We start from the raw sequence: 17,392 nt of genomic DNA on the forward strand, positions 1-17,392 counted from the left end.
GCGCCCGTACGGGTCACCCCGGAGGCTGGAGCCGGTCGGCGAGGGCCTTGAAGTCGGCCCAGGCGGGCTGCGGCGGGCGGCTGTCCCAGACCTTCTGGGACAGTGCCGCCAGGGGCAGCCGGATCCCCTCGGCGACCTGGGCCTGGGTCTGGGCGCCGGCCAGGTCGCACCACACGGCGAGCCGCGCGCCGAGTATCTGCGCCGCGTAGCGGGCGGGCACAGCGGTGCTGCCGCGCAGTACGAGCGGGGTCCACTGCTCGTAGATCCGCTTGCCGGTGGGGTACGTGAACTGGTTGGGCTGGCCGAGCACGTAGTAGAGGTACTCGTCGTTGAGGTTGACGACCTTGCGGCCCTCGCGCAGGTACTCCAGTGGCGGCCGGGCCCCGAGCTCCTTGCCCGTCCAGTACTCGACCTGGATGTCCTTGGCCGCCTGGACCACGCCTCCGGTGAAGAAGCCGTCGTTCCACGCCTTGGGCACCTTGCCGGCCGGACGCACCACGTCCGCCCGGTCGTTGAGCCATCCCTCCGCCAGGTCCTGGATGCGCGCCGAGGGTCCGTACTTCTGCTGCGCCGCCCGCGCGAGCTGCGGGAAGGAGGCCTGCGGGTCGCGGTAGACCAGCGCCTGGTACTCGTCGGCGCCCAGGTGCCAGAACGCGCCGGGGAACAACGGCAGGTACTCGCGGAGCAGTTCGTCGATGAGCTTGGCCGAGGCCGGGTTCGATATGTCCACGGCGCCCTTCACGGCCCGGCCCTGTACGTCGCGCAGCTGGAGGGCGGGGTGGGCGCGCAGCACGGCGCCCAGGTGGCCCGGGGAGTCGAGTTCGGGGACGACCGTGATGTGCAGGCGGGCGGCGAGGGCGTTGATCTGCCGGACCTGGGCCTTGGTGAGGTGGGGCGTGGAGACGATCTCGGGGTGGGTGTCGGACTGGATCCGGAAGGCCTGGTCGTCGGAGAAGTGCAGGCCGAGCTGGTTGAGCTTGAGGTCGGCCATCCGGCGCAGCTGGTCCTCGATCCAGCCCACGGTGAAGTTCTTGCGGGCTATGTCGAGGTTCAGGCCGCGCTGGGGCTTGGCCGGGGCGTCGCGCACGATCCCCTCGGGGGCCGAACCGGCGGACTTCACCGCTTGTTTGAGGGTGCGGGTGCCGTAGAAAACCCCGGCCTCGTCCGGTCCGGTGACCCGGACCCGGCCGCCCCGGACGGTGAGGGTGTACGACTCGGGCGCTCCGGAGCTCTTGGGGCCGAGGGCGAGTTCCACGTCACCGGGGCGCGCATCCGCCGTCTCGGCGAAGCCCATGCGCAGCTCGCCGGCGAGCAGCCTCCCCTCGTCGGCGAGGGCCGCGGCGTTCGCGGGCGGTACGACGACCCGCGCGGCGGCGGCCGGCTTCCAGCCGGGGCCGCGGGCCGGGATGTGCTCCCGTACGGCCGGAATGGTGCGCGGGGCGGTGGACAGCGCGTACGAGGGGGTCGGCGAGGGGGCAGCGGCCGAGGTGGTCGGCGCGGAGGTGGCCTGCGCCGAGGCGGTGGCGGCACCGGCGGCGGAGCCCGTGGTGCCCTCGCCGGCGGGGCTGCGGGCCCCGTCGGAGGCGGCCGTGCAGCCGGGCACGGCAAGGGTGACCAGCGCGGCGACGGCTGCCGTCGCGAGCACGTGGCCCTTCCTGAGCTGCCTGGACCGGATCTGCCTGGACTGTCGCATCATGCACCCCTGTCCCCCGTACCAACGTGGCACGGGGGACACGGGCGCGCGACCCGGAAGACCCGGGCGGGAGCGTCAGAGAAGCGCGCCGAGGGCGGCCGCGGCGAAGGCGTGGTCCTGGTCGGGGGCGCCGCCGCCCACTCCGATGGCGCCGATGAGCCGGCCGTCGCGGTGGACGGGCAGCCCGCCCGCGATGAACAGCAGCGGCCGGTCGAGGGCGGTGGGCAGAGTGTGGAACGGCCCGCCCGGCTGGACGGCGTCGACGAGGTCGGCGGTCGGGGCGTCGAGCTGGAGGGCGGTGAAGGCCTTGCGGGTGCTGGTCTCGCCCGAGATCAGCACTGCCCGGTCGTCGCGGCGGAAGGCGAGCGGGTGCCCGCCGGCGTCGAGGACGGTCACGCTGACCGTGACCCCGGCCTGCTCGGCGGCGGTGCGGGCGGCGGAGACCAGGAGCTCGGCGTCCTCGGTGGTCAGCGGGGCGACGGCGGTACGGGCGGGGGCGGGGGCGCTGGACATGCGGGGTTCTCCTGGGTCGGGGTGCACGGGGTACGAGGGGTGTCGTGGATCAGTGGTGGGCGGGGGCGGGGGCGGGGACGGGTACGGCGGCCGGGGCTCCGGCCGCGACGACCCGGCCGCCGTCGGGGCGGGCGGCGGTTCGCCGCTCCAGCCCGCCGGAGACGAGGGCGAGGACCAGGGCGGAGGCGGCCAGGGCGGCGCCGACCCAGTTCGGGGCGGTCCAGCCGAGCCCGGCGGCGATGACGAGCCCGCCGAGCCAGGCGGCGAGCGCGTTGCCGAGGTTGAAGGCGCCGATGTTGACGGCGGAGGCCAGGGTGGGGGCGCCGGCGGCCTGGTCGAGGACCCGCTTCTGCAGCGGCGGCACGGTCGCGAAGCCCAGCGCGCCGATCAGCACGATCGTGGCGGCGGCGCCGGTCTTGGTGTGGGCGGTGAGGGTGAAGACGGCCAGGACGACGGCCAGGGCACCCAGGGAGACGTAGAGCATCGGCATCAGCGCGCGGTCGGCGAACCGGCCGCCGATGAGGTTGCCGGCGACCATGCCGAGGCCGAACAGGACGAGGAGCCAGGTCACGGAGGTGTCGGCGAAGCCGGCGACGTCGGTCATCATCGGCGTGATGTAGGTGATCGCGGCGAAGACGCCGCCGAAGCCGAGGACGGTCATCGCCATGGCGAGCAGCACCTGGACGTTGCGGAAGGCGGCCAGCTCGTGGCGGATCCGGACGCCCTCGGGCCGGGGCAGCTCGGGGACCAGCCTGGCGATGCCGAGCAGGCCGAGCACGCCGAGGGCGGCGACGATCAGGAAGGTGATGCGCCAGCCCAGGGTCTGCCCGACGAGGGTGCCGAGCGGGACACCGACGACGTTGGCCACGGTCAGGCCGGTGAACATCATGGCGATCGCGCCGGCCTTCTTCTCGGGCGCGACCAGCCCGGCGGCGACCACGGAGCCGATGCCGAAGAAGGCGCCGTGGGCGAGGGAGGCGACGACACGGCCGGCGAGCATGACGCCGAAGGCGGGGGCGAACGCGGAGAGCACGTTGCCCGCGATGAACAGGCCCATGAGCAGCATCAGCATGCGCTTGCGGGGGATGCGGGTGCCGAGGACGGTCATGAGCGGGGCGCCGAGGACGACGCCGAGGGCGTATCCGGTGACCAGGAAGCCTGCGGTGGGGATCGAGACGCCGTAGTCGGCGGCGACCTCGGGGAGCAGGCCCATGATCACGAATTCGGTGGTGCCGATCCCGAAGGCCCCGATGGCCAGGGCGAGGAGTGCGAGAGGCATGAGGGTGCCCTTCAAGGGGGGAGGTGGTGGTGCGGTGATGCCGGTGCAGTCGCGGGTGGCGCTTGCCGTCGCCGCTTACTTGCGTCCACATTAATTGCAGACGCGTGATATTTGCAAGCGCGGGCTATTGCAGCAGTGGCCTATCCTGGGAGGACACCTGTAGGACACAGGGAGTCCGGGCAACGGGACACGGTTCGAAGGAGAGCAGCCCATGACGGCCACCGACAGCGCACTGACCGGCCTCGCCCAGGGCTGGTGCGCCCTCTCCCTGCTGCACGGGCGGATCGAGGCGCACATCGAGCGGGCCCTGCAGGCCGGACACGGCCTGAGCGTGCGCGAGTACTCACTGCTGGACGTCCTGAGCCGCCAGCACAGCGGCCCGGGCGGCCACCTGCGGATGCACCAGGTGGCCGACTCGGTGGTGCTCAGCCAGAGCGCGACGACCCGGCTGGTCAGCCGGCTCGAGGACCGCGGGCTGCTGAACCGCTACATCTGCGACACGGACCGGCGGGGCATCTACACCGACGTGAGCGAGGCCGGCCTGGCCCTGCTGGCCGCCGCCCGGCCGACCAACGACACGGCGCTGCGCGAGGCGCTGGACGAGGCGGCGCGCAACCCCGAACTCGCCCCGCTGGTCGCAGCCGTGGAGAACACCCGCTCTAGCTCTTAGAACTGCTATCGGAATGACTTCAGGCGTCGCCAGCAGATGAGTGAGCAAGCGAGGCTGAGGAAGGCTTCGTGGATGTCGTCGCGGACTTCCCAGCGGATCCGCAATCGGCGGAACCAGTGGAGGTGGGCGAAGGCCCGCTCGACAACCCAGCGTTCGGTGCCGAGGCCGGAGCCGTGTGGGACGCCGCGTCGGGCGATGACGGGTTTCACGCCCAGGGCCCAGGCCAGGCGTCGGTACTTGTCATGGTCGTAGCCGCGGTCCCCGAGCACCGTGTCGGGCCGCCGACGGGGCCGGCCGCGCTTGCCGCGAACCGGTGGGACGGCCTGGAGGAGGGGCATGAACTGGGTGACGTCGTTGCGGTTGCCGCCAGTCAGGATGGCGGCAAGCGGAATGCCGGTGGCATCGGTGATCAGGTGGTGCTTGCTGCCATTCCTGCCCCGGTCAACGGGGCTTCGCCCTGTTTTGGAGCCCCCTTTAACGCGCGTATGTGTGAGCCGTCGACCACGGCCCGCGAGAAGTCCAGAGCGCCGGCCCCGCGGAGCCGGGCCAGAAGGGTCTCGTGCAGCCGCGGCCAGACGTCGGCCTCGGTCCACTCAGCCAGGCGCCGCCAGCAGGTCATGCCCGATCCGAACCCCAGTTCCTGCGGGAGGTGTTCCCACGCGATCCCGGTGTGCAGAACGAACAGGATGCCCTGGAACACCAGCCGGTCCGGATGCCGCTTCCGACCAGGATGACGAGTCCGTCGCTCCACCCTCGGCAGGAGCGATTCGATCACCGCCCAGAGTTCATCGTCCACTTCCCACGGCTTCCGCCGAGCCACCCCACACCCCCAGATCAACGTTCTCAGGGACATCCAACCAGCCCGAAGATCATTTCGTTAGGGGTTGTTAGAGGGTCCCGCGCTCGGGGGCGGTGAGGACGACACGGGCGTGGACGACGGCACGGCGGGCGGGGGCACGGACCTCGACGGCGAGGCCGCTGAACGCGCGCCCGACGGGGTCGGAGTCGGCCCGGGCGGCTGCGCCGAGCGGGTCCCGGGGGCGGTGGACGGCCGGGGGGACGGCGCCACCGACGGATGCGGACTGCCGGTTCCCGTACGGGAGTCCGGTGTCGGCCCGGGTCCGGTGATCTCGGGCGGCGAGGCCGGCGGCACCGGGCGGGGCGGGACGGGGTCCGGGGCCAGTACGAGGTACCCGGCCACGGCGGCGGCAGCCGCGGCCAGTCCCGCCAGCGGCAGCGCGAACCGGCGCAGGTTCAGCCGCAGCCGCGCGGCCGGCAGCCGCCGCAGGTGCGGACCCGGCGGATCCGCGGGGCGCAGCTCGCGGACGGTGATCCCGCCCGCGCGGGCGTCGAGGGCCTGGCGCAGCCTGCGTTCGACGGGGCGTTCGCCGTGCGTCATATCCGTCCCTCCAGAATCCGCTCCAGCGCGTCCAGGGCGCGGCTCGCGTTCGACTTCACCGCGCCCCGGCTGATCCCGAGGGTGGTCGCTATCTCGGCCTCGCTGAGCTCGGCCCAGTAGCGCAGTACGAGGACCTGCCGGCGGCGCGGGGTCAGCCGGCCGAGTGCGGCGAGCACCTCGCGGTGTGCCTCGTCGAGGACGACGTGGTCCTCCGCCGACGGGATGTCGGCCGCCGCGGGCGGGGTCCATGCGCGGGCCGTGCGGCGGCGGCGCAGGACCGACCGGGAGGTGTTGACGACGGCCGTGCGCAGATAGCCGAGCGCGTTGTCGACCTCGCTGATCTGCTCCCCGTGGCGCCGGTACAGGGCCGTGAAGGCGTCCTGGACCACGTCCTCGGCCGTGGCCAGGTCGTCGACGAGCAGCACGGCCAGCCGGACCATGCGCAGCCGGTGCGCGTGGTAGAGCTCGGTGACGGTGGGCTGCGGCGCGTCCCCGCGCAGGGCGGCTTCGTACGCCGGCCCGGACCCGGTCCCGTGGTACCCGGGAACGTACGGATGCGCCGACGACGGCGGGGTGGCGCGCTCGCGGCGCAGCAGCAACGACCACAAGCCCCGCCACGCCCGGCCGAGGCCGGGCGTGAGGGGGCGTGCGGACGGTACGGGTGGAGCGAGGTGGAGCACGGTGTTCCCGGATTCCTAGCCGTTGGCGCGGCGGCGGACGGCGTAGAGGGTGCCGGCGCCGGCGGCGATGAGCGTGGCGGCACCGGCGCCGATGGCGGCGGTGGTGGCGGAGGAGCCGGTCTGCGCGAGCTCGTCCCCGGCCGGCGAGGGAGCCGCCGTGGGCACCGCGCTGGGCCGGGCCGTGGGCTGGACGCTCGGTGCGGACGTCGGCGGCAGGCTGCGCGACGGCGTCGGCTGGGCGCTCGGCGCCACCGTCGGCGGGACGCTGCGCGAAGGGGTGGGCGCGGCGCTCGGCATCGCGCTCGACGGCGCGCTGGGGGCGGGCGACGGGGTGGCCGAGGCCCCCTGTGCGGCGAGGGCGGGCCCGGCGAGCGCGACGACCGCCCCGGCGGCGGCAGCGGTGACGGCCGCCCGGCGGACGGTCAGGGGGACGCGCTTCAGGTTCATCACAGTGGTTCTCCACGGTCGGGTCACGGTCGGTGCGAGGACGCGGAATGCCGCCCTTCACCCCCGCACGACGCGCGACCCCCGGGGAGGTTGCCGCCGATTGAGAAAAACTTTCGTGCGGACTGTCAGGCCGCGGGCAGCGGGATCCTGCGGACCACCTCGAAGCTGAGGTTCCCGTACGCGGTGAAGAAGGCGGCGGCCGCGAGTTCGGTGGCACCGCCCGGGTCGCGGGCGAGGACCTTGGCCCGGCGGGCCGTCCGGTCCAGCTCCGGCGCGTGCCGGCGGCCCAGCCGGACGGTGCGCGTGACCCCGTCGGCCCGCACGTTCAGGAAACAGTCCCAGGTGCCCGGCGGGATCGGCCCGCCCCCGGCCACCGTGGTCAGGTCGAGCTCCGCCAGGAAGCCGGCCATCGCCAGCTCCGGATCCAGCTCCGTGAGCTCCGGCGCGGGGCGGGCCTGGACCGGGACGAGGTGCTCGCTGCCCGTCTCCCGCGCCCGCAGTACGAGTTCGCTCTCCATCCGGCCGGTCCCGAGCGTCTGGATGTACGCGTGGCCGGTCAGCCGTACGCGGCCGCCCTGCCAGGTCAGCGTGTCCAGCCGGTGCTGTGTCCTGAGCTTCTCGGTCACGTCGAAGAGCACGTCCGGCAGGCCCGCCGCCGGATCGCGGAACAGCGGGTAGCAGCGGTAGACGCGGCCGTCCTCGACGATCTCGTGCGGCGCCGGTTCCTTCGCCGGGTCGTACTCCATCAGCTGCTCGAAGGCGGCCAGCGGGCCGCAGGCGAACGCGTAGAGCCGGATCCAGTCGATCCGCGGCAGTTCGCCGCCCATGTCCGGCTTCCAGTACGTCTGCACCAGCGTCCGCGCCCGGTCGTACACCTCGGCCGTGAAGCCGGGGTTCTCGTGGCGGGCCTCGACGGCCGGCCGCAGCGCCGTGCGCAGCAGGCTGCGGAAATGCCGGCCGAGCATGCGGCGCCGTCCCACCGGGTCCTGCACCCGCTCGGCCACCAGGGCCATGACGCGCTCGATGTGCGCCACCGTCTCGCCCGCGGTGCGGGCGCGGGCGGTGATGTTCTGCCCGTCGTCGCGCAGGCGCAGGAAGTAGCAGTCGTAGTCGCCGACGACCGAGATCTTCCCGGCGGCCAGGAACACCCCGGTCACGAAGACCTGGTCCTCGCCGTACCAGAGGTCGTCCGGGTAGCGCAGCTGCGCGTCCTCGATGACCTGGCGGCGTATCAGCTTGGCCGAGTGGAGCGAACGGTAGACCTCCGAGGTGTAGAGGTCGGCCTCCTCGGCGTGCCGGTGGGCCTTGTCCGACACCGTCCGGCCGAGTCCGACCTGCTTGGCGAGCACGACGTCGCTGCCCTGGGACTCGGCCATGTCCAGCAGCCGCTCGAGTGCCTCGGGGCCCAGGTAGTCGTCGGCGTCGAGGACGAAGACGTACCGGCCGCGGGCCAGGTCCAGGGCCCGGTTGCGGGGCCCGCCGGGGCCGCCGGAGTTCGGCTGGTGCAGGACGCGCAGCTGCGGGTACCGGGCGGCGTAGCGGTCCAGTTCGGCGCCGCTGCCGTCGGTGGAACCGTCGTCGACCGCGACGACCTCCAGGCGGTCGGCCCCCAGGGTCTGTCCGAGCACCGAGTCGAGGCACTCGTTCAGGTAAGGCATCGCGTTGTAGACGGCGATGATCACGGATATGTCGGGGACGGACGCGTGGTGCATGCACCCGAGCATAAAGTTCGCCCCCGGCACCTTCGGAGGCGGTGTCCGCGGCAGGCCGGGCGGGAGGCGCCGCCCCGCAGCAGGGGGTGCTCAGCGGAGCCGGTCGAGGGCCCGGCCGAGGAGGGCGACGCCCTCCTCCAGCTCGCCCGGCGGGCCCGCCGCATAGCCGAGGACCAGCCCCGGGGAGCCCGGCCGGATGCGGTGCCAGAACAGCGGGTGGGCCTTGACCCCGAGGGCCAGGGCCGCCGCCGCGAGGGCGGTGTCCTCGAAGGCCGCGCCGTCGAAGGTGACCATCAGGTGCAGGCCCGCCGCCGCGCCGTGGACCCGGGCGCCCGGCAGGTGCGCGTCGACCGCCCGGAGCATGGCGTCGCGTCGGCGGCGGTGGCGGCGCCGGACGAAGCGCAGGTGGCGCTCCAGTTCGCCCGATTCCATCAGCCGGGCCAGCACCAGCTGGGCGAGGACCGGATTGCCGAGGTCGGCGTAGCGTTTCGCGGCGACCACGGCGTCGCGCAGGCGCGGCGGGACCAGCAGCCAGCCCAGGCGCAGCGCGGGGGCGAGCAGTTTGGACACGCTCCCGGCGTAGCAGACGCCTTCGGGGAGCAGGGCGCGCAGTGCGGGGACCGGTGCGCGGTCGTAGCGGTGCTCGGCGTCGTAGTCGTCCTCGATGACCAGTCCCCCGGCCGCCGCCCAGCCGAGCAGTTCCCGGCGGCGCTCCCCGTCGAGCACGACCCCGGTCGGGAACTGGTGCGCCGGGGTCAGCAGCACCGCCCCGGCTCCGCTCGCCCGGAGCGCGGCGGTGTCGAGCCCGCTCCCGTCCACCGGTACGGGCACCGTCTCCAGCCGCCCGTACTCCAGCTGCTGCCGTGCGCCGAGCGAGCCGGGGTCCTCCACCGCGACGCGCCGTACGCCGTCCTCGCGCAGCACGTGGGCCAGCAGGCCCAGCGCCTGGGCGACTCCCGCGACGACGACTACCTCGTCGGGGTCGGCGCGAATCCCGCGGTTGCGGGCCAGCCAGCCGGCGACCGCCGCCCGGAGGGCGGGCGTGCCCTGGGGGTTGCCGTAGCCGAAGTCGGCGGAGGTCAGGCCGGCCAGCACGCGACGCTCCGCCTGCAGCCAGGCCGTACGCGGAAAGGCGGTGAGGTCGGGCACCCCGGGCGAGAGGTCGATCCGGCAGGGCACACCCCGCAGCGCATCGACGAGCGGCCCGTCGGCCTGCGGCCCGAACGGTCCGGGCGGCCCGCCGGAGCCGAGGGGGCCGGCTGACCCGAGCAGGCCGGCGGGCCCGAACGCACCGGCCGGGGCGGACGGCTCCGGGGCACGCCGGGCCGTCGTGGCCGGCGGGGCGGCGACCACGGTCGTGCCGGCCCGGCCGCGGCCGAGCACCTGGCCCGCGTCGGCCAGTCGCTGGTAGGCCTCGGTGACCAGGCCGCGGGAGACACCGAGTTCCGCCGCGAGCACGCGGCCCGCCGGGAGCCTGCTGCCCACCGGCAGCGTGCCGTCGGCGATGGCGGCGCGGATGCGGGCCGTCAGCCACTCCGTACGGCCGCCCGGCGGCGCCTGGCCGACGTCCAGCTGCAGGAAGTCCGAGCCGCCGACGGACATCGCCCTTTTGGACCCCTTGGATCGATGCACTTCGGCACTGTCCATGGGTCCAATGCTGGCAGAGCCTGTGCCGTATGAACACCTCCCCCGGCGCGCTGCGCGACCTCGCCCCCGGCACCATCGGCATGGTGCTGGTCGGCAGCAGCGTCACCGTCTCGCGTTCCCTGGTCCACGCCCCGCTGTTCGCCACGCAGGCCGTCCGCTACGCGGCCGCCACCCTGCTCCTCCTCGCGTTCGCCCGGGTCGCCCGGGTGCCGGTCCTGCGGCCTCGCGGCCGCGAATGGCTGTGGCTGGCCGGGATCGCGGCCACCGGGCTCGTGCTGTTCAACGTGGCCGTCGTACGCGGCGTCGCGCATGCCGAACCGGCCGTGATCGCCGTCGCGGTGGCCTCCGTACCGGTCCTCCTCGGGCTGCTCGGCCCGCTGCTGGAGGGCCGTCGACCCAGCCGAAGGATCCTGGTGGCGGCCGTGGTGGTCGTTGCCGGGGCCGTCCTCGTGGAGGGGACCGGCCGGACCGACGCCGCCGGGGTGGCCTGGGCCGCGCTCGCGCTCGCCTGCGAGGCCGCGTTCACCCTGCTCGCCGTTCCCGTGCTGCGGCGGCACGGACCGTGGGGGGTCTCCGTGCACGCGGTGTGGCTGGGGGCCGTGATGCTGGGGGTGCTGACACTGCTCACCGGGCGTCCGGCCTCTCCGGCGGCCGTCGGTCCGGCCCAGTGGGCGGCGGTCGGGTACCTCGCCGTCATGGTGACCGCGGTGGCGTTCCTCCTCTGGTACCGCACGGTGGCCGCCGTCGGCGCGGGCCGGGCCGGGCTGCTGACCGGGGTCGCGCCCCTCGCCGCGGCCGCCATCGGCGCGCTCTCGGGCGGCGGGATGCCGGGCCTGCCGGTGTGGACCGGCCTGCTCGTGGTGGTCGCCGGACTGGCGGGCGGGCTGCGCAGCCCGCAGCCGGGGCCGCCCGTACGCAAGGAGCCACGGCCCCGGAAGGACACGCACCGGCCTACTGGGGCGCCCGCGTCCCCTTGAGGGCTCCCGGCCCGGTGGATCACAATCCGCAGATGCCGACGCCCCCGCACCCCAGTGTCCCCTCCAGCAGCCCCCCGTACAGCAGTTGGATGCGGTACTTCTCCCCCACCGCCAACCACCGGCGGCTCGGCCTGGTCTGTCTCGGCGTCGGGATCCAGCAGGGCCTGCTTCCGGTGGTCGGACCGCGCGCCCTGGACCACCACGTCGCCGTGGTCGTCACGCGGGGGCGGGGCTGGTTCAGCCACGGCGGGCGCCCGCCGCAGCCGGTGTGCGCGCCCGCACTGCTGTGGCTGGTGCCGGGGGTGGAACACCACTACGGGCCCGATCCGGAGACCGGCTGGGACGAGTGCTTCGTGGACTTCGCGGGCCGCAGCGTGGAGGCGTACACCGACCTCGGCTACATCACCCCCGACCGCCCGCTGGTACCGCTGAGCGGGACGGAGGGGGTACGGCACGTGGTCGACGGGATCGTCCGGGCGGCCCGGCGCGGCGGCCCGCTGCTGGAGGTGGAGGCCGCCGCGGCCGTGCACGGACTGCTCGTGGCGCTGCGCTACGCCCGCGCCGAGGTGTCCCGGCACGGGGACGCGGTGATGGACGCCCTGGCCCGGGACGCACTGCTGCCCATCTCGGTGGCCGAGCACGCGGCCCGACTCGGGATCCCGCTGCCCGAACTTCGCGGGGCCGTACGGCGCAGCACCGGGGAGGGGGTCAAGGAGTACCTCCTCGGGATCAGGCTGAGCCGGGCGAAGGAGCTGCTGGCCCGGACCGACCTGCCGGTCGCCGGGGTCGCGCGGCGGGTCGGTTACGAGGATCCCGCGTACTTCAGCAGGCTGTTCAGCCGCCGGGTGGGCATGGCTCCGGTCCGCTTCCGCGCCCAGCAGTCCGTGCGGGGCCCGGTCCGCTGACGCCGCGTGCAGGTACAAGGCCCCGGCGTGCCTCACCGGAGTGACGCCGTGGAAGCGGTGAACGACTGGGGCCGGTACCCCACGTTGAGCTCCGCGACCGACGTCCACGGGTTGCCGGCCACCTCGCTCGTGGCCTTGAGCCTCACGTAGCGCGCGGTGCGGGGCGTGAACGTGACGTCCTGCTGGGCCGTCGTGTTCGGGAAGGTCCCGGCGGCGGCCGCCGTCCCCCAGTTCACCCCGTCCGTGGAGGTGAACACCTGGTAGCCGGCGATGCGGCCGTTGCTCTGCGTCTGCCGGGGCAGGCAGTGCAGCGCCGAGACGTCGTACGAGGCGCCCAGGTCGAGGGTGATCTCGTGCGGCATCGGCGCGGTGGCCGCGTACCACTGGGTGTGCCAGATGGTGGAGGCGTCGCCGTCAAGGACGTTGGCGGCGGCGCCGTTCTCGCCGGCGGTCTCCTGGCTGTCGACGGCCTTCACGCTCATCTGCGACTGGGGTACGAGGAGTTCACCTCCGCCTGCCGGTCCGAGGTCGTCCACCGTCAGGTCGTCGAGGATCAGGTCGGCCTCGTTGTGCGAGTCCTCCGCAGTCACCTTCCGTACGCCGATCCAGGCGTCGGCTCCGGCGGTGAACGTGGTGCTGAAGTCGGTGGGCGTACGGGCCTGGTTCAGCGCGGTAACAGTCTCGGTGCTGCCCGAGCCGGTGACGAACCGGTAGTCCCCGTCGAAGCCGCTCTCGTAGCGGAAGGCGACCTTGTATGCGTGCCCCGGGGTCAGCCGCAGTGTCTGGGGCAGGGTGCGGTAGACCAGTCCGGTGCGCTCCTCGTGCGATTTGAGGGAGTTCTGCCCGCCGATCACGTCGTCGACGAGCTTCCCGTTCCAGCCGGCCTGCGTGTACGGGGCGTTGCGCTGGGCCAGGTGGGTGCGCGGGTCGGTGGCGGAGCCGCCCGCGCCGCCGAAGACGAAGGGGCCCCAGCCGGCGTCGGCGTTCTCGAAGTCCTCGGCGAAGGTGTGGCCGCCGAGCGGGGTGCGGGCGGAGCGGACCACGCGTACGTCGTCCAGTTGGACGGTGCCGGACCCGGCCGCGGCGGAGAGCTTCAGGGTGGCGGTGGACTGGCCGGCCGGGACGTCGAAGAGCACCTCCATGCGCTGCATCCTGGTGCCGTTCTTCTCGCTGCCGCCCAGGTTGTTCGCCAGGGGCGAGGAGTCGGCGTACACGGAGGCCGCGCCGCCCCCTGAGGGGGTGACGGTGAGGGTGGCGGCCCGGCCGGCCGGGGTGGATACCCAGACGGAGGCGGCGTAGGTGCCGGGCGTCAGACCGGTGAGCTGCTGGGAGACGGCGGGTGCGGTCCCGGCGGCGAAGGTGAGCTCGTTCTGGCCCTGGGCGTTGCGGGCGACCGCGGCCCCGGTCCCGGCGACCGTCCAGGCGTTCAGGTTGCCCGCGTAGAAGGAGGGGTCCTTGACCGGGGTGCCCTCGCCCCACTTCGGGTCGGCCTGGGCGGGCGCGTCGCCGTCGGTGATCACGTAGGCGGTCTTCGCGGCGGCGTTGACGGTGATCTGGCCGCCGGTGACGGCGAGGTCGCCGACGAGCCGGCGACCGGTGTCGGTCAGCTGGTAGAGCTTGGGCGCGGACCAGCCTGCGGGCAGGGTCCAGGTCGTGGAGCCGCCCTTGTCGTTCCAGTGGTACAGCTTGCCGTCGCGCGGGAGCAGGTAGCTGCCGCCGCTGAGCACGGTGCGCCCGCCGGTGGTGATCTTCCGGGTGTTGCCGGCGGTGGTGGCGGTGGTGCCGTTCGCGAGGGTGACCGAGTTCGCGGTCCACTTCACGATCGGGGATTCCTGGAGGTACTTGGTCGGCAGGTTGACGGCGAAGGTGGTGTTCAGGAAGGCGGTGTAGTCCTTCTTGCCCTGCCAGCCCTCGTACGCGGTGAGTTCGGCGCCGCCGAGGAGCGGGTTCCCGGCGATCCAGTCGTCCTTGGCGTGGTTGGCGATGAACCGGGCGATGGTGGAGTTGATGCCCTTGAGGTCGCTGCCGCCGTAGCCGACGTCGGCCGCCCAGTGGTGCCAGAGGGACTGCTCGGTCAGGGTGTTGGGGAACTCGGTGGCGAGCTGGAGGCCGAGCCCGCCGATCTCCCGCTGGAGTTTGCGCGACACGTACCCGTCCCCGTACCAGACGTCCACGTACAGGAAGTCGAGCCCCGGCGCGGCCGTCTTGAGGTCCTGGAGCCGCTTCAGCCGCTCGCCGGACTGGCCGTCCTTCCGCGTGTCCACGTAGTACGACTGGTCGAGCCAGTCCCAGCCGAGTCCGCCGCTCTGGTGGGCCGGGTCGAAGGTCGCGGAGACCGGGTACTCCTCGGTGGCGTTGATGTGGACGCCGAAGTCGGCGTTGTAGGCGTGGCCGGCGGTGGTGAGGGCGTTCAGGCCGGTGGCGCCGCCGAGCCTGGAGCCGATGTTCTTGTAGTCCATGTGCGCGGAGTCGTGGCCCTCCGAGGCGTACCCCTTGAGGAGGACGAACTGGCCGAGGCCGTCGGTGGCGAGGCTGACCCGCTTGGTCTCGTCGAGGGTCTCGGCGAAGGGGTGCGTGGCCTGGGAGGCGAAGTTGAAGGGGATGCGCTGTACGACCCGGTCGGCGGTCCGCTGCCATCCGGTGGGCGGGGTCCAGATGTCGCGGTAGGCGACGGCGGCGTCCTGCCAGTCGACGGTCGCGTCGCCGTTGCGGTCCCCGGTGATCGCGATCCGCGCGTACGGGAGCGGCTCGGTTTCGGTGTCGGCGGCGCCTGCGGCCCGGTAGAGCCAGGCTCCGCTCCACAGTCCGGCGCGGCGGTAGCCCCCCTTGTCGGTGATCCGCTTGCTGATCCGGCCGTTCTCCCGGGCAGTGCCGCCGGAGGGGGTGTCGTAGAGGGAGTTGGAGTCGATGGCCGCGGCGAGCCTGGCGGTGCTGGCGAGCCCGTACATCACGGTCGTCGCGGCGGGGTCCACGGGGGTGCTCGCGGTGACGGGGGTGAAGGTGTCCCCGGTGCCGGTGGTGGCGGTGTGCATGTTCGCCGTGGCCAGAGCGGCGCCGGGCTGGTCGCTGCGGACGCTGACGAGGGTGTGGTCGGGGATGGCGAGCGTGCGGACGCGCAGGGCGGGGGTGTCCTCGATCGCCGTGACCTTGAACTCGACGACGGAACCGGTCACCGAGAGGCGGGACCTGACGGTCACCCCGGAGAACGACAGCGCGTAGTCCACCGCGGAGGCGGACGGGGTGGCGGTCACGGCCGGGGTGTACGCGGTGCCGTTGACGACGATCGCGGAGAGGGCGTCCTCGTTGCCGTTCAGCACGTCCCCGGTGGCCCGCCGGGTGTAGCTGACGACCCGGGGGAAGGCGCTGTCCACGGTGACGGACAGCTCGCTCGAGCCGATCGTCACGGGTGCGCTGTCCGCCGCCGCGGCGTCGGGCGCGGGCACGGAGACGACCAGGGTGGCGAGGAGACCGGCGACCGCGGCTGCTGCGGTCGGCCAGAGGGGGGTACGCATCGGGCCTCCGGGAGTCGGCGCTTCCTTGGCGGAAGACCGCACGGCACGGAGGCCCGCGGTCCGCTCACTGACCTGTCAGCTTGCGGACCGCACCACCGCAGGCCCATGGACAAAGCAGAGCCCCGTCCTGGACTTACGTGGCGGATGAGACGTCAGGTGGAGGCGGGCGTGATCACGACGGCCGTCCCGTACGCACACACCTCGGTCCCGACGTCGGCGGCTTCGGTCACGTCGAAGCGCATCGCCAGGACCGCGTTCCCGCCGCGGGCCTTCGCTGCCTCGATGAGCCGCTCCATGGCCTGGTTGCGGGTCTCCACCAGGGTCTTGGTCAGGCCCTTGAGTTCGCCGCCGATCATCGACTTCAGGCCTGCGCCGATCTGGCTGCCGAGGTGGCGGGAGCGGACGGTGAGGCCGAAGACCTCACCGATGACCTGCTCGACCCGGTAGCCGGGGACGTCGTTCGTCGTCACGACGAGGACGCCGGTCTGCTGGGCCGCCGGGCCGCCGCTGTAGTCATCGATACCCATGGGACCCACTCTGGCGGCGGGCCCGGGCCCCCGCATCCGGAGGGGGTCCGATCCGGCCGACCCGCCGGCGACCGGGGTCAGGGCAGCCGGGCGACGAGGCCGGACTCGTGGGCCAGGACCACGGCCTGGCGCGGCTGGACACGCCGAGCTTGCTCAGGCAGCGGTGCACGTGCGTCTTGACGGTGGCGGCGCTGAGGACGAGCCGCTCGGCGTGTCGGTGTTGGACAGGCCCGCTCCGACCATGCCGAGCACCTCGCGCTCGCGCGGGGTGAGGGCGTCCAGCCCGGGGTGCGGGTCCCGGGCGACCGGGGCGGCGTACGCGGCGATGATCCCCTGCTGGGGCGACGCGGTACGCGCACAGGTCGATCCCGGGCGCCAGCGCGTACGCCGTCCCCGTGATCCGTACGTCGACGGGCACGCCGGCCCCGGCGACCCGCTTGACCAGTTCGTCGAGGCGCCCGAGCCCGGACACCCGGGGCGGCTCCTCCTCGGCGGGCGCGCGGCCGTCCTCACGGAGTACGAGGAGCATCCGGCGCATCTCCGCCAGGGCCTCGTGGGCGCTGTCCCCGATGGTGTCCAGCGCCCGGCGGGCGGTCGGCGGGTCGGAGGCGAACACGTACCCGGCGAGGCCGGTCTGGACGGAGATCACCGAGACGTGGTGGGCGATGACGTCGTGCAGCTCGCGGGCGATCTGGATGCGCTCCTCCATGACGGCCCGCCGGGCCTTCTCCTCCTGTTCCCGGCGCAGTTGCCGGGTGAGCTCGCGCAGCCGCCGGGCGCCGTCGCCGGTCACCCAGCAGACGATGGTGGTGACGGTCACGAAGCCGACGCTGAGCGGGCCGATGCCGGGCTCGGCGAGCCGGGTCCCCCAGAGCAGGACGAGCAGTGCACCGACCGCACATCTGGCCGAAACTCGGCGCTCACGGAGCGAGGCGACGGTGTACAGCGCGAGCGCGAGGCCGCACACGGCGACGGCGTGGTAGTAGCCGAGGGTGAAGTAGCAGCCGGTGCAGAGCGCGGTGCTGATCAGGACGGCGACCGGGAAGCGGCGGCGGAGCACGAGCGGCAGGTAGATCGCGGCGAGCAGGCCGTAGGCCCGGGCGTCGGTGTCCCGCCAGTAGCCGTCGGGGTCGGGCCAGTTGCGGAGCATGGTGGTCGAGATCCAGAGCGAGCCGATGGCGTACACGATCTCGCCGACGGCCGGCAGCGCGGCGCGGAGCCGGGCCACCGCCGGATGTGCGGACAACTGCACGTCACCCCCCATGAGTACACCCCTGGTTGTACAGGGTGACCCCCCAACGGGGTAGGCGGATTTCACCCTGTGGAGGGGCGAGCCCGGCGGACCCCGCGCGTAGATTTCCCTGAGCCGGACCAAGCCGGCACCGGCCCCGCCCCCCGGGGCCCCGCCGCGCGGCCGTGCCCGTTCGGGGG

The 17,392-nt window shown here is 73.6% G+C and carries 15 protein-coding genes; 3 read left to right on the forward strand and 12 right to left on the reverse strand.

What is annotated here, in order from left to right:
- Positions 1-13: 13 nt before the first annotated feature.
- The 3 genes from AB5J51_RS06740 to AB5J51_RS06750 all read right to left on the reverse strand — a co-directional run bounded on the left by AB5J51_RS06740 (position 14) and on the right by AB5J51_RS06750 (position 3,485).
- Positions 14-1,696, reverse strand: a complete 1,683-nt coding sequence (locus AB5J51_RS06740) for a glycoside hydrolase family 20 protein (RefSeq protein ID WP_369777145.1) — start codon at positions 1,694-1,696, stop codon at positions 14-16.
- A gap of 72 nt (positions 1,697-1,768) precedes the next feature.
- Complete coding sequence (locus AB5J51_RS06745; protein ID WP_053789844.1) at positions 1,769-2,206, reverse strand: heme-binding protein; 438 nt, start codon at positions 2,204-2,206, stop codon at positions 1,769-1,771.
- Between the two features lie 49 nt (positions 2,207-2,255).
- Positions 2,256-3,485, reverse strand: coding sequence for an MFS transporter (locus AB5J51_RS06750; protein ID WP_369777146.1), 1,230 nt, complete (start codon positions 3,483-3,485; stop codon positions 2,256-2,258).
- 211 nt (positions 3,486-3,696) lie between these two features.
- Between AB5J51_RS06750 and AB5J51_RS06755 the strand changes: the two genes are divergently transcribed.
- Positions 3,697-4,155: a MarR family winged helix-turn-helix transcriptional regulator gene (locus AB5J51_RS06755; protein ID WP_133896042.1), complete on the forward strand. Its 459-nt coding sequence runs from the start codon at positions 3,697-3,699 to the stop codon at positions 4,153-4,155.
- Positions 4,156-4,160: 5 nt separating this feature from the next.
- Here the strand turns inward: AB5J51_RS06755 and AB5J51_RS06760 are convergent.
- From AB5J51_RS06760 to AB5J51_RS06785, 6 genes are all read right to left on the reverse strand, one after another.
- A protein-coding gene (locus AB5J51_RS06760) for an IS5 family transposase (protein ID WP_369777147.1) occupies positions 4,161-5,008 on the reverse strand; the annotation gives its coding sequence in 2 pieces (ribosomal slippage) (positions 4,161-4,633 and positions 4,633-5,008; 849 coding nt in all).
- A 24-nt stretch (positions 5,009-5,032) separates the two neighbouring features.
- Complete coding sequence (locus tag AB5J51_RS06765; RefSeq protein WP_369777148.1) at positions 5,033-5,554, reverse strand: hypothetical protein; 522 nt, start codon at positions 5,552-5,554, stop codon at positions 5,033-5,035.
- Positions 5,551-6,234, reverse strand: coding sequence for an RNA polymerase sigma factor (locus AB5J51_RS06770; RefSeq protein WP_243878827.1), 684 nt, complete (start codon positions 6,232-6,234; stop codon positions 5,551-5,553). The genes AB5J51_RS06765 and AB5J51_RS06770 overlap by 4 nt, the downstream gene beginning before the upstream one ends.
- Positions 6,235-6,249: 15 nt before the next feature.
- Positions 6,250-6,681 carry an LAETG motif-containing sortase-dependent surface protein gene (locus AB5J51_RS06775; protein ID WP_053789839.1) on the reverse strand — a complete coding sequence of 144 codons (432 nt, stop codon included), beginning with the start codon at positions 6,679-6,681 and terminating at the stop codon, positions 6,250-6,252.
- 125 nt (positions 6,682-6,806) lie between these two features.
- Positions 6,807-8,393: a glycosyltransferase family 2 protein gene (locus AB5J51_RS06780; protein ID WP_369777149.1), complete on the reverse strand. Its 1,587-nt coding sequence runs from the start codon at positions 8,391-8,393 to the stop codon at positions 6,807-6,809.
- Positions 8,394-8,483: 90 nt separating this feature from the next.
- The gene (locus tag AB5J51_RS06785) at positions 8,484-10,040 is read right to left on the reverse strand and encodes a PLP-dependent aminotransferase family protein (protein ID WP_369777150.1); all 1,557 of its coding nucleotides are present in this window, start codon (positions 10,038-10,040) and stop codon (positions 8,484-8,486) included.
- Positions 10,041-10,069: 29 nt separating this feature from the next.
- On the opposite strand from AB5J51_RS06785, the gene AB5J51_RS06790 reads away from it, so the two are divergent.
- Both AB5J51_RS06790 and AB5J51_RS06795 read left to right on the forward strand, forming a co-directional pair.
- Positions 10,070-11,017, forward strand: a complete 948-nt coding sequence (locus tag AB5J51_RS06790; RefSeq protein WP_136226120.1) for a DMT family transporter — start codon at positions 10,070-10,072, stop codon at positions 11,015-11,017.
- A gap of 32 nt (positions 11,018-11,049) precedes the next feature.
- On the forward strand, positions 11,050-11,922 hold the full coding sequence (locus AB5J51_RS06795; protein ID WP_053789836.1) for an AraC family transcriptional regulator: 873 nt from the start codon (positions 11,050-11,052) through the stop codon (positions 11,920-11,922).
- 32 nt (positions 11,923-11,954) lie between these two features.
- Here AB5J51_RS06795 and AB5J51_RS06800 read toward each other — a convergent pair whose 3' ends face one another.
- From AB5J51_RS06800 to AB5J51_RS06810, 3 genes are all read right to left on the reverse strand, one after another.
- Positions 11,955-15,434: an endo-alpha-N-acetylgalactosaminidase family protein gene (locus AB5J51_RS06800; protein ID WP_369777151.1), complete on the reverse strand. Its 3,480-nt coding sequence runs from the start codon at positions 15,432-15,434 to the stop codon at positions 11,955-11,957.
- Between the two features lie 152 nt (positions 15,435-15,586).
- Positions 15,587-15,961: a YbjQ family protein gene (locus AB5J51_RS06805; RefSeq protein ID WP_053789834.1), complete on the reverse strand. Its 375-nt coding sequence runs from the start codon at positions 15,959-15,961 to the stop codon at positions 15,587-15,589.
- Positions 15,948-17,225 (reverse strand): histidine kinase, encoded by a 1,278-nt coding sequence (locus AB5J51_RS06810; protein ID WP_369777152.1) that lies wholly within the window; start codon positions 17,223-17,225, stop codon positions 15,948-15,950. Before AB5J51_RS06810 ends, AB5J51_RS06805 begins: the two co-directional genes overlap by 14 nt.
- Positions 17,226-17,392: the final 167 nt, after the last annotated feature.

Source organism: Streptomyces sp. R33 (genome assembly GCF_041200175.1).
In the GTDB taxonomy this organism is placed as follows: Bacteria; Actinomycetota; Actinomycetes; order Streptomycetales; family Streptomycetaceae; genus Streptomyces; species Streptomyces katrae_B.

Bases quoted from the DNA above. Each gene is read 5' to 3' on its own strand.
- AB5J51_RS06805 (WP_053789834.1), bottom strand. From the start codon at position 15,961: ATGGGTATCGATGACTACAGCGGCGGCCCGGCGGCCCAGCAGACCGGC.
- AB5J51_RS06745 (WP_053789844.1), bottom strand. From the start codon at position 2,206: ATGTCCAGCGCCCCCGCCCCCGCCCGTACCGCCGTCGCCCCGCTGACC.
- AB5J51_RS06765 (WP_369777148.1), bottom strand. From the start codon at position 5,554: ATGACGCACGGCGAACGCCCCGTCGAACGCAGGCTGCGCCAGGCCCTC.
- AB5J51_RS06790 (WP_136226120.1), top strand. From the start codon at position 10,070: ATGAACACCTCCCCCGGCGCGCTGCGCGACCTCGCCCCCGGCACCATC.
- AB5J51_RS06755 (WP_133896042.1), top strand. From the start codon at position 3,697: ATGACGGCCACCGACAGCGCACTGACCGGCCTCGCCCAGGGCTGGTGC.
- AB5J51_RS06785 (WP_369777150.1), bottom strand. From the start codon at position 10,040: ATGGACAGTGCCGAAGTGCATCGATCCAAGGGGTCCAAAAGGGCGATG.
- AB5J51_RS06750 (WP_369777146.1), bottom strand. From the start codon at position 3,485: ATGCCTCTCGCACTCCTCGCCCTGGCCATCGGGGCCTTCGGGATCGGC.
- AB5J51_RS06775 (WP_053789839.1), bottom strand. From the start codon at position 6,681: ATGAACCTGAAGCGCGTCCCCCTGACCGTCCGCCGGGCGGCCGTCACC.
- AB5J51_RS06780 (WP_369777149.1), bottom strand. From the start codon at position 8,393: ATGCACCACGCGTCCGTCCCCGACATATCCGTGATCATCGCCGTCTAC.
- AB5J51_RS06795 (WP_053789836.1), top strand. From the start codon at position 11,050: ATGCCGACGCCCCCGCACCCCAGTGTCCCCTCCAGCAGCCCCCCGTAC.
- AB5J51_RS06740 (WP_369777145.1), bottom strand. From the start codon at position 1,696: ATGATGCGACAGTCCAGGCAGATCCGGTCCAGGCAGCTCAGGAAGGGC.
- AB5J51_RS06810 (WP_369777152.1), bottom strand. From the start codon at position 17,225: ATGGGGGGTGACGTGCAGTTGTCCGCACATCCGGCGGTGGCCCGGCTC.
- AB5J51_RS06800 (WP_369777151.1), bottom strand. From the start codon at position 15,434: ATGCGTACCCCCCTCTGGCCGACCGCAGCAGCCGCGGTCGCCGGTCTC.